Annotated in this window: 12 protein-coding genes; 4 read left to right on the top strand and 8 right to left on the bottom strand. The window is 68.8% G+C overall.

The window, feature by feature from the left end:
• Nucleotides 1-46 precede the first annotated feature (46 nt).
• Nucleotides 47-730 (top strand): helix-turn-helix transcriptional regulator, encoded by a 684-nt coding sequence (locus CDN36_RS09250; RefSeq protein ID WP_150557465.1) that lies wholly within the window; start codon nt 47-49, stop codon nt 728-730.
• Nucleotides 731-907: 177 nt separating this feature from the next.
• On the top strand, nt 908-1,285 hold the full coding sequence (locus CDN36_RS09255; protein ID WP_150557472.1) for a VOC family protein: 378 nt from the start codon (nt 908-910) through the stop codon (nt 1,283-1,285).
• A 113-nt stretch (nt 1,286-1,398) separates the two neighbouring features.
• Here the strand turns inward: CDN36_RS09255 and msrA are convergent, their stop codons facing one another.
• The 3 genes from msrA to msrB all read right to left on the bottom strand — a co-directional run bounded on the left by msrA (nt 1,399) and on the right by msrB (nt 4,894).
• Nucleotides 1,399-2,148, bottom strand: a complete 750-nt coding sequence (gene msrA, locus CDN36_RS09260; RefSeq protein ID WP_287496664.1) for a peptide-methionine (S)-S-oxide reductase MsrA — start codon at nt 2,146-2,148, stop codon at nt 1,399-1,401.
• A gap of 162 nt (nt 2,149-2,310) precedes the next feature.
• Nucleotides 2,311-4,212, bottom strand: a complete 1,902-nt coding sequence (locus CDN36_RS09265; RefSeq protein ID WP_287496571.1) for a cytochrome c biogenesis protein DipZ — start codon at nt 4,210-4,212, stop codon at nt 2,311-2,313.
• Nucleotides 4,213-4,309: 97 nt separating this feature from the next.
• Nucleotides 4,310-4,894, bottom strand: coding sequence for a peptide-methionine (R)-S-oxide reductase MsrB (msrB, locus tag CDN36_RS09270; RefSeq protein WP_287496572.1), 585 nt, complete (start codon nt 4,892-4,894; stop codon nt 4,310-4,312).
• 220 nt (nt 4,895-5,114) lie between these two features.
• On the opposite strand from msrB, the gene CDN36_RS09275 reads away from it, so the two are divergent.
• The gene (locus CDN36_RS09275) at nt 5,115-5,864 is read left to right on the top strand and encodes a response regulator transcription factor (RefSeq protein ID WP_287496573.1); all 750 of its coding nucleotides are present in this window, start codon (nt 5,115-5,117) and stop codon (nt 5,862-5,864) included.
• Entirely contained in the window at nt 5,864-7,351 is a 1,488-nt protein-coding gene (locus CDN36_RS09280) for a HAMP domain-containing sensor histidine kinase (protein WP_287496574.1), read from the top strand. Before CDN36_RS09275 ends, CDN36_RS09280 begins: the two co-directional genes overlap by 1 nt.
• Here the strand turns inward: CDN36_RS09280 and CDN36_RS09285 are convergent.
• The 5 genes from CDN36_RS09285 to CDN36_RS09305 form a co-directional block, all read right to left on the bottom strand.
• Nucleotides 7,335-8,309 carry a hypothetical protein gene (locus CDN36_RS09285; RefSeq protein ID WP_287496575.1) on the bottom strand — a complete coding sequence of 325 codons (975 nt, stop codon included), beginning with the start codon at nt 8,307-8,309 and terminating at the stop codon, nt 7,335-7,337. The genes CDN36_RS09280 and CDN36_RS09285 overlap by 17 nt on opposite strands.
• A gap of 303 nt (nt 8,310-8,612) precedes the next feature.
• Entirely contained in the window at nt 8,613-10,310 is a 1,698-nt protein-coding gene (locus CDN36_RS09290) for a gamma-glutamyltransferase family protein (RefSeq protein WP_287496576.1), read from the bottom strand.
• Nucleotides 10,307-12,934, bottom strand: coding sequence for a branched-chain amino acid ABC transporter ATP-binding protein/permease (locus CDN36_RS09295; protein ID WP_287496577.1), 2,628 nt, complete (start codon nt 12,932-12,934; stop codon nt 10,307-10,309). The genes CDN36_RS09290 and CDN36_RS09295 overlap by 4 nt, the downstream gene beginning before the upstream one ends.
• Complete coding sequence (locus CDN36_RS09300) at nt 12,931-13,809, bottom strand: branched-chain amino acid ABC transporter permease (protein WP_287496578.1); 879 nt, start codon at nt 13,807-13,809, stop codon at nt 12,931-12,933. The genes CDN36_RS09295 and CDN36_RS09300 overlap by 4 nt, the downstream gene beginning before the upstream one ends.
• A 140-nt stretch (nt 13,810-13,949) precedes the next feature.
• Entirely contained in the window at nt 13,950-15,098 is a 1,149-nt protein-coding gene (locus tag CDN36_RS09305) for an ABC transporter substrate-binding protein (RefSeq protein ID WP_287496665.1), read from the bottom strand.
• Nucleotides 15,099-15,437 lie beyond the last annotated feature (339 nt).

A 15,437-nucleotide genomic window follows, 5' to 3' on the forward strand; every position in this document is an offset into this window, starting at 1 on the left:
CGTCGTGACATGCCGCACGCCCGGACATGGCGCATAATGACGCGCCATGTCCCGCACACAACGCCTCTTTGCCCTGATGCAGCTACTGCGCCGTCATCGCTACCCGGTGGCGGGGGCGGCGCTGGCCGATGCGCTCGGCGTGAGCTTGCGCACGCTGTATCGCGACATCGCCATGCTCCAGGCGCAGGGCGCGCACATCGAAGGCGCGCCGGGACTCGGCTACGTACTCAAACCGGGCTTCATGCTGCCGCCGCTGATGTTCTCCGAGGAGGAGATCGAAGCCATCGTGCTTGGCTCGCGTTGGGTGGCCAGGCGCACCGACGGCGCGCTGGCCGAAGCGGCCGCCAACGCGCTCGCCAAGATCGCGGCCGTGCTGCCGCCCGATTTGCGGGCGTCGCTCGAAACGTCGACGCTGCTCATCGGACCCGGCGATCCGCTGCCGCCGATGATCGTCGATCTGACCGTGATCCGCGAGGCCATCCGCGCAGAGCGCAAGCTCCAGCTCTCATACCGCGACGAGGCGGGACGCGTGTCCGAGCGCATCATCTGGCCGTTCGCGCTGGGCTTTTTCGAACGCGTGCGCATGATCGTCGCGTGGTGTGAATTGCGCGACGGGTTCCGTCACTTCCGGGCCGACCGCATCGAGACGATGACCGTGACCGACATCCGCTATCCGCGCGGCCGACGCGCCTTGCTCAAGCACTGGCGCGAGACGATGGGACGCGAATGAGCCGGCGTGCCGGTCGGGCGCCGCGCATGCCGCCCGACGTTTCACATCGACGTTCGACTGCTGACAAAAACTGACAGCAGCCCTTCGTAGGATGGCGTTCATGACAGCGCACGGCGACGCCGCGAACGGCGGCCCGGCGGCGACATGTCAGTCATTCAAAACGACAGGAGCTTCGTCATGTTGCACCCGAACATGGTCATTCTGTATGTGGCAAGTCCCCCCGAAAGCGCGGCGTTTTACGCCGATCTGTTCGATCTCGAGCCGGTCGAGGCGTCGCCCGGTTTCGCGCTGTTCGTCTTCCCGTCGGGCCTGAAGCTCGGACTATGGGCGCGCTACGGCGTGGCGCCCACCGTGATTGCGCCGCCGGGCGGCAGCGAGGTCGTTCTGCCGGTCGCGTCCAATGCGCACGTGGACGCGACCTGGGAGGACTGGAGCCGCCGCGGCATCACGATTTTGCAACCGCCGACGACGATGGACTTCGGCCGCACGTTCGTGGCGTCCGACCCCGATGGTCACCGTCTGCGCGTCTACAAGCTCGCCGACGCGCCGAAGTGAGAAGCGCGAGGCGCACGGAGCGAGGAGCGGGGCGGCTGTCCCTCGTGCATGCGCCCCTCCTGCGTGCGCTCCTCCTGCGTGCGCCCGTCGTGCGTGCGCCCCTCATGCTCGCGTCACTTTGCTGACGCCGTTTTCACCAGCGCCGGCGTATCCCGATACTGGGCAGGGAAGTGCTGCCTGAGCGCCTTCACCTTGGGCAGATCGTTGATGACGATATACGGATACGTCGGATGCTCGGTGAGGAAGTCCTGATGGTAGGCCTCCGCGGGGTAGAAGCCCGTGTACTTCTCCACTTTCGTCGTGATCGGTTTGCCGTAGGCGCGGGCGGCGTCGAGCTGTGCGATATAGGCTTCGGCCACGCGGCGCTGCGCGTCGCTCATGGGGAAGACGGCCGAGCGATATTGCGTGCCGGTGTCGGGCCCCTGCCGGTTGAGTTCGGTCGGGTCGTGCGCGACCGAGAAGTAGATTTGCAGCAGCTTCCCGTAAGAGACCTGTTGCGGATCGAACGTGACTTGCACCGATTCCGCGTGCCCGGTCGTGCCGCTGCTCACCGTCTCATAGTCAGCGGTTCCAGCCGTGCCGCCCGCGTAGCCGGAGACGGCCCGCGTGACGCCGCGCACATGCTGGAACACGCCCTGAACACCCCAGAAGCAGCCGCCGGCAAACACCGCCGTTTCGGTGCGCGCGCCGCTGGCCGGTTCGTCGAGCTTGGGCGCCGCAATCACGACGGCCGGCTCGGACCCGCCAGACGCAAACGCGCCGACTTGCCACGCGAGAACACCGGCCGCGAGCGCTGCGGCGCCGAGAAGCGCGCGGCGCACGGCACGGGGGGCAGGCGACAGGGCAGGCGGCTTGCGGTGCATCGACGGTTGCGGATGGCGCTGATCGTGTCCCGATGCCGGGGACGGCGCTGACGATTGAAGCGGATCGAAGGGTCTCATCTGGAAATCTCCCGGCGTCGGCGGACGCCTCGTTAGCTACGATAGTCGGCTCATGAGCCTTGCGCGGCGGGCAATACCGCGCGTTTAACCAAAGGTGAAGGCGTAAGCCGACACGCCCGGATCGAGAAACTCGATGCTGAAGGTGCGGTCGTGCACATCGCCGGGCTGGCGCACCAGTTGATAGAGGCGCTGTGAAGTCACGGTGCCCGTACCGTCGGCGGCGACGTCCGCGCCATGAGCGTCGCCGGGCGCTTCGCCGTCGACGCGCACCCGAAAGCGCACGGACTTGCCGCTCGCGTCCGGGCCGAGCACGAGGTGCAGATCGCGGGCGTGGAAGCGGTAGACAATGCGAGCACCGGCCTGCGTTGCCGTCGCCTGCTCGGGGCCCACGCGCCAGTTGCCGGCCAGCCCCCAGGCATTGAGCGACGGCGAGGTGGGCGCGCGATAGTCGCTCGCCCGGTCCCGCACGGCGCCGCCGGGCGACGCGAAGTTCTCCGCGCGCGCATAGCCCAGATAGGTTTCCGGCGAGCGAACGTCGCGCATGTCGGCCGCCTGCTGTACGCCGTCGGCTCGCACCGCGGCAATGCCGCCGGCGACGTGCGTGGCGCCGGCTTCGCGCAGCAACTGCTGGATCACGCGCTCGGATTCGGCGTAGTTGCCCTCGCCGAAATGGTGATAACGCACGCGGCCCTGCGCGTCGACGAAGTAGTGCGCCGGCCAGTACTGATTATTGAAGCCACGCCAGATGGCGTAATCGTTGTCGATCGCCACCGGGTAGTTGACGCCAAGGTCGGCCACCGCTTTCCTGACGTTGCCGATATTGCGCTCGAAGGCGAATTCCGGCGCGTGAACGCCGATGACGACGAGGCCCTGGTCGCGATATTTCTGCGCCCACGCTCTCACGTAGGGCAGCGTGCGCAGGCAATTGATGCACGAGTACGTCCAGAAGTCGACGAGCACGACCTTGCCGCGCAACGCCTGCGCCGAGAGCGGCGGCGAGTTGAGCCATTGCACGGCGCCGTCGAGCGAGGGAAGCCGGCCCTCCACCGGCAGCGGTGCGGCGTTGGCAGCCGCGGCAGCGGTGCGCGCCATCGCACCGTTCGCACCGTTCGCATCGTTCGCGGTGTTCAGGGCGTTCAGGGTGTTAGCTGCGGCCATGGCGGCACCGCCGCCGTTGGCGTTCGCGCGGGCATCCGCGCCGGCGTTCGAGAGGGTGTCGCCTCGCGGTGGGTCCGCCGGGGGGCGTCGCGTGCCCAGTCGTTCGACGAGCTTCTGTTCGATGCCGCCCGTCGAAGCGGTGGAGAGCTGGGCGAGCAAGCCGGTGTCGAGACCGAGCGCGATGGCGACAACGCCGGCGAGCATCAGGCCGCCGAGCCCGCGGCGTATCCATTCCCCGGCGCCCAGCGAGCGCTTCATGGCGACGAACACGCGCCCGCCGACGAGCAGCGCCAATGCGAGCGAGGTGGCGGCACCGGCGGCATAGGCGGCGAGCAACAGCGTCGTGCCAATGCTCGCACCTTGCAGTGCCGCACCGGTGAGCAGCAGCCCCAGGATCGGCCCGGCGCACGGCGCCCACAGCAGGCCGGTGGCAATGCCGAGCAGGAACGACGCCCCGGGCCGTGCGCGGGCGTCGGCAGCCTCGCCGGCGCGGTCCCGCGCCGATTGCGACAGACGGTCGCCATAGGAGACGAGCGGGTGCGTGAGGCGTTCGGCGAGCTTCGGGAACAGCAGCGTGGCGCCGAACAGGGCAACGAGGGCGAGCGCCAGCCAGCGGCCGTACTGGTTCGCCTGCACTACCCAGTTGCCGCCCACGGCGGCGAGGGTGGCGACGAGGGCGAACATCGCCACCATGCCCGCGAGCATGGGCAGCACGCTGCGCGAGAACGACTGGCCGGCGCGCGAGAACACGAACGGCAGCACCGGCAGAATGCATGGACTGACGATGGTCAGAATCCCGCCGAGGTAGGCGAGGACGAGCAAGGTCATGAAGCGCTCCTTGGGGCGTCGCCTCTTGTGGGCGACGCGTGGTTTTTCGAGGACAGGCGCCCCGGCGGCGCACCGATGTCCGGTGGCGGGGGGACGTTCAGGCGGCTTGCGGATGGAACGTCATGGCCAGCCCATTCATGCAATAGCGCAGGCCGGTCGGTTTCGGACCGTCATCGAACACATGGCCCAGATGCCCGCCGCAGCGGCTGCAATGGACTTCCGTGCGAACCATGCCGAAGCTCCGGTCGGCGCGTGTGCCCACGGCGCGCTCGAGCGGCGTCCAGAAGCTCGGCCAGCCAGTGTGGCTCTCGAACTTCGTGCGCGAGGAAAAGAGCGCTTGCGCGCAGCCGGCACACGCGAAGATGCCGGCGCGGTGTTCGTCGTTGAGCGGGCTCGAATACGGCCGCTCCGTGCCTTCCCGACGCAGGATCTCGTACTGCGCCGGGCTCAGACGCTGGCGCCATTCGGCGTCGCTGAGGGCCACCTCGAAACGCTCTACCGGCCGCGCGCCGCGAGCGTCCTCGGCGCGCGCCGGGCGCGCGAGGCGCGGCGCCAGCCCCGCGGCAACAGCCGCGGCCGCGGCGGTGGCGCTGAGCAGGAAGACGCGCCGCGAGGGGCTCCGCCCGGCGGGGGTGATGGCCGCGCGCCGGGTGTCGGGCGGGCGGCGATGAGACAGCTTCATGACATCCTCCGGTGAGTGGCGAATCCGGCGTGGGGCGCGGGCCGTTCGTGGCACACGGCGCAGCGCGGCGCCGGATCGATGATTGAACGATGACTGAAGGGTAGTGCGCCGGCGATGGCGAAGTCCTCACGTAAAATTAAACAATTCGTGATACCTCACGGTGCCCGATCTGCGCACAATGGGGCCTCCAAGACCCACTCTCCCGGGAGCCGTCCAGCCGATGGAATCGCCGCGCCGTGTCCTGCTCGTCGAAGACGACGTGCATATCGCCGACCTGCTCACGCTGCATTTGCGCGATGAGCGCTTCGAAGTCGTGCACTGCGCCGACGGCGACGAAGGTCTGCGACGCCTCGCCGAAGGCGGCTGGGACGCCTTGATCCTCGATCTGATGCTGCCCGGCGTGGACGGCCTGGAGATCTGCCGTCGCGCACGGGAAATGACGCGCTACACCCCCATCATCATCACGAGCGCGCGCTCGAGCGAAGTCCACCGGATTCTCGGGCTGGAGCTGGGGGCGGACGACTATCTGGCCAAGCCGTTCTCGGTGCTGGAGCTCGTGGCGCGCGTCAAGGCGCTCATGCGCCGCGTCGATGCGCTCGCACGCAACGCTCGCATGGAGGCGGGCAGCCTCGCGATCGCGGGCCTGTTCATCGATCCGATCGCCCGCGAGGCGTCGTTGGCGGGCAGGCGACTCGATCTCACGCCGCGCGAGTTCGACCTGCTCTACTTCTTCGCGCGCCAGCCCGGCAAGGTGTTCTCGCGCATGGACCTGCTCAATGCCGTATGGGGCTATCAGCACGAAGGGTACGAGCACACTGTCAACACGCACATCAACCGCCTGCGCGCGAAGATCGAGGCGGACCCGGCGCAGCCCGCGCGCATCCTTACGGTTTGGGGCCGCGGCTACCGGTTCGCCGCCGACGGCCCGGGCGCGCAGGGCGAGCCGGGCGCCGACGCGGGAGCCGTCTGATGCGCCGCTGGAACCTCTCCCTCACGCAGCGCCTGTCGCTCGTTTTCGCCCTGCTGCTGCTGGTGTGCAGCGGCACGTCCGCCTGGATGCAGGTGCGCGCCAATCGCATGCATGAAGCCGAGGTCATTCAGGGTCTCTCGCGAGGACTCGCGGAACACATCGCAGCCAATGCGCAACTCATGGACGCGAACGGCATGAAGCCTGACGCCGTGCGGCGTCTGTTCGGCCAGCTGATGGTGGTCAACCCGAGTGTCGAGGTGTATCTGCTCGACGAGCAGGGACGCATCACGGGACATGCGGCGCCGCAGGGACACCTGCGTCGCATGCAGGTCGATCTGGCGCCCGTGCGCCGATTGCTCGACGGCGGCGCTCTGCCGATCTACGGCGATGACCCGCGCAATGCCCAGGCGCGCAAAGTGTTCAGCGCCGCGCCGCTGCGGGTGGATGGGCGCGACGTCGGCTACGTCTATGTCGTATTGCTCGGCGAGGCGCACGATCGCTTTGCCGCGCGCGGCGCGACGAGCGTGGCGCTCAATACGGCGCTGTGGTCGATCGGCATGGTGGCCGCGCTGTGTTTGCTGGCCGGCCTGACCGCTTTCGCGCTCATCACGCGGCCGTTGCGGCGACTCACGGACACTGTACGCGAGTTCGACATCGACGCGGCGCCCGTACCGTTGCCGGCCATGTCGGCCGATGCGCTGGCGTCGCAGCAGGCGCGCCCGAACGACGAGATCATGGTGCTCGAGCGTGCGTTCCGGCAGATGGTCGAGCGCCTTGGCGAGCAGTGGCGCACGCTTACGCGGCAGGACCAGGAGCGGCGCGAGCTGATCGCCAATATTTCGCATGACCTTCGCACCCCGCTGTCGTCGCTGCACGGCTACCTCGAGACGCTGTCGCTCAAGGACGCCGCACTCACCCCCGACGAGCGGCGGCGCTATCTCGGCATCGCGCTCGATCAGAGTCGCAAGGTAGGGGCGCTCGCGCAGTCGCTATTCGAGCTGGCGCGCCTCGAGCACGGCTTCGTGCAGCCCGAGGCCGAACCGTTCTCGGTCACCGATCTGATTCAGGACGTTTTCCAGAAATTCGAACTGAGCGCCGAGTCGCGCGGCGTGGCCCTGCGTGCGGCGCTCGCGCCGCAGATTCCGCCTGCGCGCGCCGACCTCGGCCTTATCGAGCGCGTGTTGACGAACCTGCTCGACAACGCGCTGCGCTATACGCCCGCAGGCGGGGCGATCACCGTGGCCGTGGCGCCGATGGGGGCAGAGATCGAAGTGCTGGTGAGCGACACGGGGCCGGGTATTCCGGAGAGCGCGCGCGAAGGGCTCTTCGAGCGGCCCTTCACGGTGGGGGGCGCCCGCCGCGAAGGCGGGCTGGGATTGCGGATCGTGCATCGCATCCTGCAACTGCACGGACGGCGTATCTCCCTGGTGGAGACCCCCGCCCCCGGCGGGCAGGGAGCGACCTTCCGGTTTACCTTGCCGACGTAAGCGGGCCGTCGGCCGGACGGGCGCCCGGCGCCGGGTCGTAGTACGTCAGTTTGCGCACGAAGACGTTGGCGAACGGGTCGATGCGCTCGCCCGGCGCGCCAGGCGACGTGATGACCACGCGCACGACGTTGCCGCGGCTGTCGTGCCTGTAGTGGTATTCGGACACATGGCGCTCGCCCGTGGCCGCATCGGTGCGCGTGACGCGCGTCAACTCGTGACGCGGCGAATATTCGGCGACCTCGTTGTCCCATGCGAGCGGCAGCCATTGCCCGTCGATGAAGGCCGCGGCGCCGTTGTCCCGCACCACGCGGCCGCCGTCGGGCTTGCGCTCGACGCTGGAGAACGTGCGATAGGACACCACCTTCGGGGCAGCGCGCACCTTGCCGTCTGCCGTGACGACCTGGCGCGCTTCGTTGGGCGCGTCCCACTGGCGCGACAATGCAAAGCACTCATCGTCGAAGCGTCGCGCCTGCAGGCTGCCCGGACGGCGGCGGTGCGGCCCGTTCCCGCCGGCGATGGTGCGGCGGGTCCACTCGAGGTGATCGCCTTGCACGCGCACCTGTTCCTTCCACGCTTCGCGTCGCGAGGCGCCATGCACGACCCAGGTGTCGGCGCCCTCCCAGTCCACGGGCGCCCCGTCGATACTGCGCAGGCGGCCCGCCGCATCGTAGGCGTAGTGGCCGCGGTCGGTGCTCGTGAGCAGGTGGCCCTGCGGGTCGAACTCCATCACGAAGCGATTGCCGTTGTCGAGCGGCCCGACCTTGCCGGTGCTGCGATCGTAGCTGGCGATGAAGCGCGTTTCCTCGATGCGCCGAACGCCGGCGGGGATGCCGCCGAAGTTGCGCATGAGGTCGTCTTCCTCGCGCAGGGCGGTTTGCACGCACCAGGGCAGCGGCGCGGACGCTTGCGGGGCCTCGGCCGCCGGTGCGCTTGCGCCGGGCGGGCTTGGCGCGGCCACCGGCGCGCTCGCGGCGGGCGACGTGGCGCCCGGCCGAGGGCCGGCGCAGCCAGCGAGTGCTGCGGCGAGCGTGGCGAGCGCGGCGAGGCTCCATACCCGACGGCAAGGCGAAACGGAGCGCCCCGAAATGGCGGACGAGGGCGTGGATGAGGGGGTTGGCGAGGGCGTGGACAAGAGGGGGGACGACAGGAATCGGACAGGTGAAGCAGACGTCATCGCAAGTGGTGGCCTGAGCTATTTGCCCCCGATTGTACCGGCTCCGTGGGGCGGGCCGCTCGCGTGGCCCAGGGGTGCGCGCGGACGCTACACCGCCATCGCCGCCCCATCGCTGCGCGGATCGTGAGCCCCTGTTGCGAGACCGTCGTTTGCAATGGCGATAACACCGGCCTGACCCGCGAGCGGACTATGGCCCGGCAAGGGCGCCACGGCATGGCCGAGTTCGGCCAGTGCCGCGAACACGGCTGGCCCGGCATCGCTTTCCAGTTTGAGATTGTCCCGGCTGTCGGAGAATGTTCGGCCGAGCAGGAAGCGGGGATGCGATAACGCCTCGTGCGGGGCCATCCCGTAGTCGATCAGGCGCGTGAGCAGCGCGCTCAGTGTCTGGGGCTGGCCGTCAGCGCCCTGAGTGCCGTAGAGCAAACGCGGCCGGCCGCCCTGAAGGTACATGCCCGGATTGAGGGTGTGAAATGGCCGCTTGCCGGGCATGAGCGCGTTCGGATGCGCACTGCCTGCGGGGTGAAACGCCGCGCCCCGGTTGTGCCACAGCACACCGGTGTCTCCCGCCATCACGCCACTGCCCCAGTCGAAATAAATCGTTTGCAATACGCTGACGGCGCGACCGGCGGCGTCCGTCGCCGCGAAGTAGACGGTGTCGCCCTCGCGAAAACGATGCGGCCACGCGAGCGCCGCACCGTCGTCGATGCGCGATGCGGCCGCGCGGAGCCGGGCGTCCGACAACATGGTCGTCACGGGCACGTCCGCGAACTCCGGGTCCGCGACGTAGCGGTCGCGATCGATGAACGCCTGTTTGACCGCCTCGACCAGCCGGTGGTAGTACGTTGCACTACCGTGCGCGCAATCTTCGAGCCCCTTGCGGGCGAGAATGCCCATGATTTGCAGCGTGGTTACCCCTTGTGTCGGCGGCGGCAACGTCGCCAGCAAGCCGCCGGCATAGGGCATCGTCAGCGCGGGTGACACATGCACACGCGTTGCGGCAAGGTCTTCGCGAGTCAGTGGCGAGCCGGCCGACTGCAACCCGCGCGCGATCCGCGCGGCCAGTTCGCCTTCATAGAATTCGCGTGGCCCGCCATCGGACAGCCGCCGTAGCGTACACGCCAGTGCCGGTTGCCGGAACCGCTCCCCGGCGGCGGGCGCGCGGCCCTCCGGCAGAAACGTCCGTGCGAAGCCATGCCAGATCGACGCGTCGACCATCTCGGCCGCGCGATACGTGTACCAGAAATCCTGCGAGCGGCTCGTCGCGAAACCGTCGTCGGCGGCGGCGATGGCCGGGGCCAACAACGACGCCCACGACAGGGTGCCGCCCCACTGCTCGCGACTCACCCGGTACGCGGCCTCCCACGCGGCGGCCGTGGCGGCCGACGTCAGCGCGCAAGCCGGCCCTCGCACGGGAATGGGATCGCCATTGGACAGCCCCGGCGGCAGGTCTCGTGCTGCCTGCCCAATGCCGGAGATGGCGAGCGGTGCCGCGTCGCCGGACGCTCCGTCGGCCAGCAACCAGAAGCCGTCACCGCCCAGGCCAGTGAAGTGCGGCATCGTTACGCACAACACCGCCGCGATCGCGATGGCGGCTTCGATGGCGTTGCCGCCCTGGCGCAGCACATCGCGCCCCGCGGCGCTGGCCAGCCCGTGCGGGCTCGTCACCAGACCGGCGCGTCCGCTCGCGGATGCAGGCCGAGCGCCATTTACCGTTCCCTTCACCGGATCATTCACCGGGCCGTTCACCGGGCCGTTCACTCCTCCCGCCCCGTCACGCGCCGTCATGCCGCCGCTCCCGCCTCGTGCGCGCCGCCGAGATAGGCGGCCGCAAGGCGTGCGTCACCCGCGAGCTCGCTCGCCGACCCGCTCACCGTCACGCGCCCCTCCTCGAGCACGTAGCCGCGCTCGGCAATCGACAGTGCCATGGCGGCCATCTGATCGACGAGCAGCATCGAGAGCGATTCGCGACGCAATGCATCGAGCGACGCGAACAACTCGGCGATGACCTTCGGCGCCAGCCCCAACGACGGTTCGTCGAGCAACAGGACCCGGGGCGCCGACATCAACGCCCGCGCGATCGCCAGCATCTGCTGCTCGCCGCCGGAGAGCAGGCCGGCGCGCTGATGCTGACGCTCTCGCAGGCGGGGGTAGCGCGCAAACATCTGTTCGACGCGGGCATCGAGCGTGGCGCGCGGCAACCGCCCGCAGGGAAAAGCGCCAAGCCGCAGGTTATCGAGCACCGAAAGCTCGGGAAATACCTGACGTCCCTCGGGCACGAGCACGACGCCCAATGCGGCGATCCTGGCGGCGTCCAGACGCGACAGGTCGTGCCCATCGAACGTGATGCCGCCGCTCACCGGTCGATGCAGCCCCGCGAGCGAGCGCATGAGCGTCGACTTGCCCGCGCCGTTGGCGCCGAGCAATGCGACGAGTTCCCCGTCGCGCACCTGAATCGAGATGTCATGCAGCACCGGCGCTGCGCCGTAGCCGGCCGTGAGCTTGCCAACCCCGAGCACCTCGGACGCCGCGGACGCCGCACGCCGCACTTGCGCTCCCGCCTGCGTCCCCACCTGCGCCGCGGACACCCCAAGATAGGCCTGCCGCACGCGCTCGTCGTGGCGGATCGCGGCGGGGGTGCCATGCGCGAGAAAGCGGCCCGCGTCGATCACGACGATGCCATCCGACACGCCCATCACGAGCGACATATCGTGCTCGACGAGGCCCACCGCCACGCCACTGTCGGCGATCTGCCGCAACAGCTTGCCCAACTGCGCCTTGTCCCGCGTCGAAAGACCGGCGGCCGGCTCGTCGAGCAGCAAGACGCTGGGGCGGGTCGCCAACGCCCGAGCGATCTCTACGAGACGGCGGTCGACGTGCGCGAGATCGGCCGCCATCAGATCGACGTCGCCGCGATAGCCGCACGAGCGCAGCAACGCCAGTGCCTCATCACGCTGCGCCGCGCCCTGCATGCGGGAGATGCCGAGCAGCCCGCCGAGGCGGCCCGCACTCAGCGCGAGCGTCACGTTATCGAGCACGCTCATGCCACCGAACAGCTGGGACGTCTGATAGGTGCGCGCCACGCCGCGCCGCGCGCTGTCGCAAGCGCCTCTTGCGGGAAGGTCGGCGGCGCCCAGCGAGCGGGTGCCCGAGAGCGGCCGGTAGAAGCCCGAGAGCATATTGAGGACGGTCGATTTGCCGGCGCCGTTCGGGCCGATCAGGCTCGTCACCCGCGCCGGCGGCAACTCGAACGAAAGATCCGCCACGGCTTTCACGCCACCGAAGGTCATCGCCAGGGCGTGCGCGGCGAGTCCTTTGCGTTGTGACGGCGCGAGCGCGGGCAACGTCAGCGCGGCGTCCGTGGTTGCCGTGGCGCCCGCTTCCGCGCTGGCGTCGTGCGGCACGCCACGCCGCCGCGCCTTCCACCATTGTCCGATCACGCCAACCACGCCATTGGGCGCGCCCCACAACACGGCCAGCAGCAACACCCCGAAGCACAGCAGGCGCAGGTTTTCGAGACTGGCAAGAAATTCGGGCAGCAGGCCCACGATCACGGCGCCGACCAGCGGCCCGGCGATCGTGCCCGCCCCGCCAATCATCACGACCAGCACGAACAGAATCGACTGGAGGAACGAGAACATGCCCGGCGTGACCATGCCCTGCAACGGCGCGAACAAGCCGCCGGCCAGGCCGGCGAGTGACGCGGAGAACGCGAATGCCACCGTCTTGACGATCAGCGGGTCGACGCCGATCGATGCTGCCGCCGTTTCGCTGTCGCGCACCGCCCGCATGGCGGCGCCCCACGCGCCGCGAGAGATGCGCGCATAGACCAGCAGCGCCACGGCGAGCACGGTCAGTGCTGCCACGGCCACGACCCGCTCGCTGCCTGCCATGCCGAACACGCCCGGCGGCATCACGCCCATCAGGCCATTCTGGCCGCCCGTCAGGCCACGCCATTCGACTGCACCGTGCTCGACGATGAAGCCGAAGGCGATCGTCACCATCGCCAGACCGGGACCGCGCACGCGAAGCGCGGGCAAGGCCAGCAAGGCCCCGGTGGCAGCGGCGAGCGCGCCGCCGGCGAGCCATGCAGGCCAGAACGGCCAGCCGGCCCGTGTCGTGAGAATCGCCACGGCGTAGGCGCCGATCGCATAGAAACCGACGTGGCCGAACGAAACCTGCCCCGTGAGCCCCAGCAGAAGATTGAGACCCACGCCGCACACAGCCAGCAGCGCCACGCCGGCGATCACCACCACGAAGTAGCCGTTTACCACGCACGCGGCGCCGGCCATCGCCAGCAACGCGACGGCGAGCAGCGCGGTGAGGGCGAGACCGTTGCGTGCGGTGCGACGAGCGGCGCGTGTCGACGACCGGGGGGAGCGCGAGGCCAGTCGCAAAGAAGAATCGCTCATACCTTGCGCACCTCCGCGCGGCCGAACATGCCGTCCGGGCGCATCGCGAGCAGCACGATGACCAGACCGAACGTAATGATCTGGGTGTAGCCCGATCCGAGCGTCGCGGTGATCATCGCTTCGGTCACGCCGAACAGCAGACCGGCGATCATCACGCCCCATGCACTGGACAGGCCGCCGAGAATCGCCACGGCGAACGCCTTGAGGCCGAACACCGTGCCCATATCGGCCTGCACGTTGAACAGCGGTGCGATCAGCACGCCGGCAATGCCGGCGAGCAGCGTCGAGACTGCAAAGGCGCCTGCGATGGTGCGCTGGATGGGAATGCCCATGAGCCGCGCGGCGTCACGGTTCTGCACCACCGCGAGCATGGCCACGCCCCAGCGCGAGCGGCGCAACACGTAATGCAGCAACGCGGCGAGCGCCAGCCCCACCACCGGAATCAGCAATTGCAGCGGGTAGACGCCCAGGCCGGCGTCGCCGATTTGCAGCGCGCTTTGCGCGAGCGGCGACGGCAAGCTGCGCGGCTCCGTGCCGAACGTCAGCATCACGAGGTTATCGAGCACGATGCCCAGTGCCACCGTCGCCATGAGCCACGCGCTCGAGCCGCGCCGCACGAATGGCTGCACGGCGAGCCGCTCGACCACCAGCCCGTAGACGGCGCAAAGCGCGAGCGCCGCAGCGATGGCCAGCGGCATCGGCCACCCGAGCGTCTGCGCGAAGGTGTACGCGAGTACGGCGCCGAGCATCATCGAGCTGCCTTGCGCGAAATTGACTGTCGCGCTCACGGCGAAAGTCAGATGAAAGCCGAGTGCCATGAGGCCGTACATGCTGCCGAGCCCCAGGCCGGCGACAAGCGCCGAGATCCATTGCATGAGATATCCTCCGGGACGCCGCGCGGCAGCGCCCGTTCATTGCCGGTGTGTCCGCCCGATCCGCCCCGTCGATCACGGTCGATCGGACAGAGGCGTTCGGCTGCGGGATAAGACTGACTTCGATGACCCGCTTCGGCGACTCACTTCGCCGCGACCTTCGCGCCCGCCTGCGAGACCGGCACGATGCGGTTGTCGATGAACTGCGCCCACACGTAGTCCTGTGCCGACAGGGCGTCGTGCTGCTGCTCGCTGAACGGCTTCACATACGTCTTGATGAGGCCCTCGTAGCGGTCGATCCTGTAGAAGCCGGCGCGGATCGCATCGCCGTTGGTCGAACCGGCACGGTCGATGGCAAGCGCGGTAAGGCGCATGGCGTCGTATGCGTTGGCGACGCCGACTGCCGGCGTGATGTCGTCCGGCCCCTTGACGTCCGGGTATTTGGCCTTGAGCGCAGCAACGACACGCGCGCTGACCGGCGACGTGGCCCCGAAGAAGCTATACGTCTGCACGAAATGCACGGTCTTCGCGTTCGGGCCGGCCAACTCTGTGAAGCGGCCGCCCGCCGGACCCCAGTGCGAGACGATGGGGACCTTCCAGCCCATGCGATCGAGCGACTTCACCACCTGTGCCGACGGCCCCACGTTGCCCACCATCAGCAGGGTGTCGGCGCCGGCGGCCTTCAGGCGTCCGAGTTGCGGCGTGACATCCACGTCGTTCGCCTCGAACTTCTCGACGGCGGCCGGCTTCATGCCCTTGGCCGCCAGCGCGGCGACGATGCCTTTCTCGTTCGACTCGCCCCACGGGTTGTTCACGAGAATCAGGCCGAGCTTTTTCGCACCGAAATTCTGCTGCGCGTAGTTCACCATCGCCCCGTCCACGATTTCGTCGACGGCCGACACGCGAAACACATAGTTGGGACTGGCGCCGTTGTGGGTAATCGGTGTGCCCGCAGCCCACGGCCCCATGAACGGCACCTTCTCCTGATTGGCAATGGGCACGATGGCCATGGAGACCGGCGTATCCAGCCCCCCGAAGAGCACCGCCACTTTGTCCTTGTAGATGAGTTCGCGCGCGGCGAGCACGCCCTTGGCGGGGTTGCCTTCGTCGTCGCGCCGCACCAGTTCGAGCTTGCGCCCGCCGAGTACGCCGCCGCTGGCGTTGATCTCGTCGATGGCGATGGTCATGCCGCGCGTGAGGGCTTCGCCCGCGCGTGCCGACTGTCCGGAGAGCGCCGTGACCAGCCCGATCCTGACCGTGTCCGCCGCGTAGCCCGATACGCTCGCGAACATGCCGGCGGCGGCCAGGGCGGCAGCCCCGGCGCGAAGCCAGCGACGGCGGGACGGGGCGCACAGCGAGGTCGGGGCAGTCGTGCAGAAGGCGTTGTGACGTGCAGAGGCGGGCATGAGCAATCTCCGTGAAGACACACCGGGGGCGATGTGTCGGAAGCCAATCGAAAGCGAATCGGGAAGGACGGCAGCGCGTCCCGGCGTCGGGCACAGCCCGCGATGTCCTCGCCTTACGCAAGAGGCATGCCACCTCGTCGACATTTCGAAGGAATCGCGTCGCGCAATATGAACGGCAACGTGTCGACGATCTGGCATCGAAATTGCGAACGATTGGTCATGGCG

This window comes from Pandoraea sp. CB10b_02, from assembly GCF_002216225.1.
Lineage (GTDB): Bacteria > Pseudomonadota > Gammaproteobacteria > Burkholderiales > Burkholderiaceae > Pandoraea > Pandoraea nosoerga.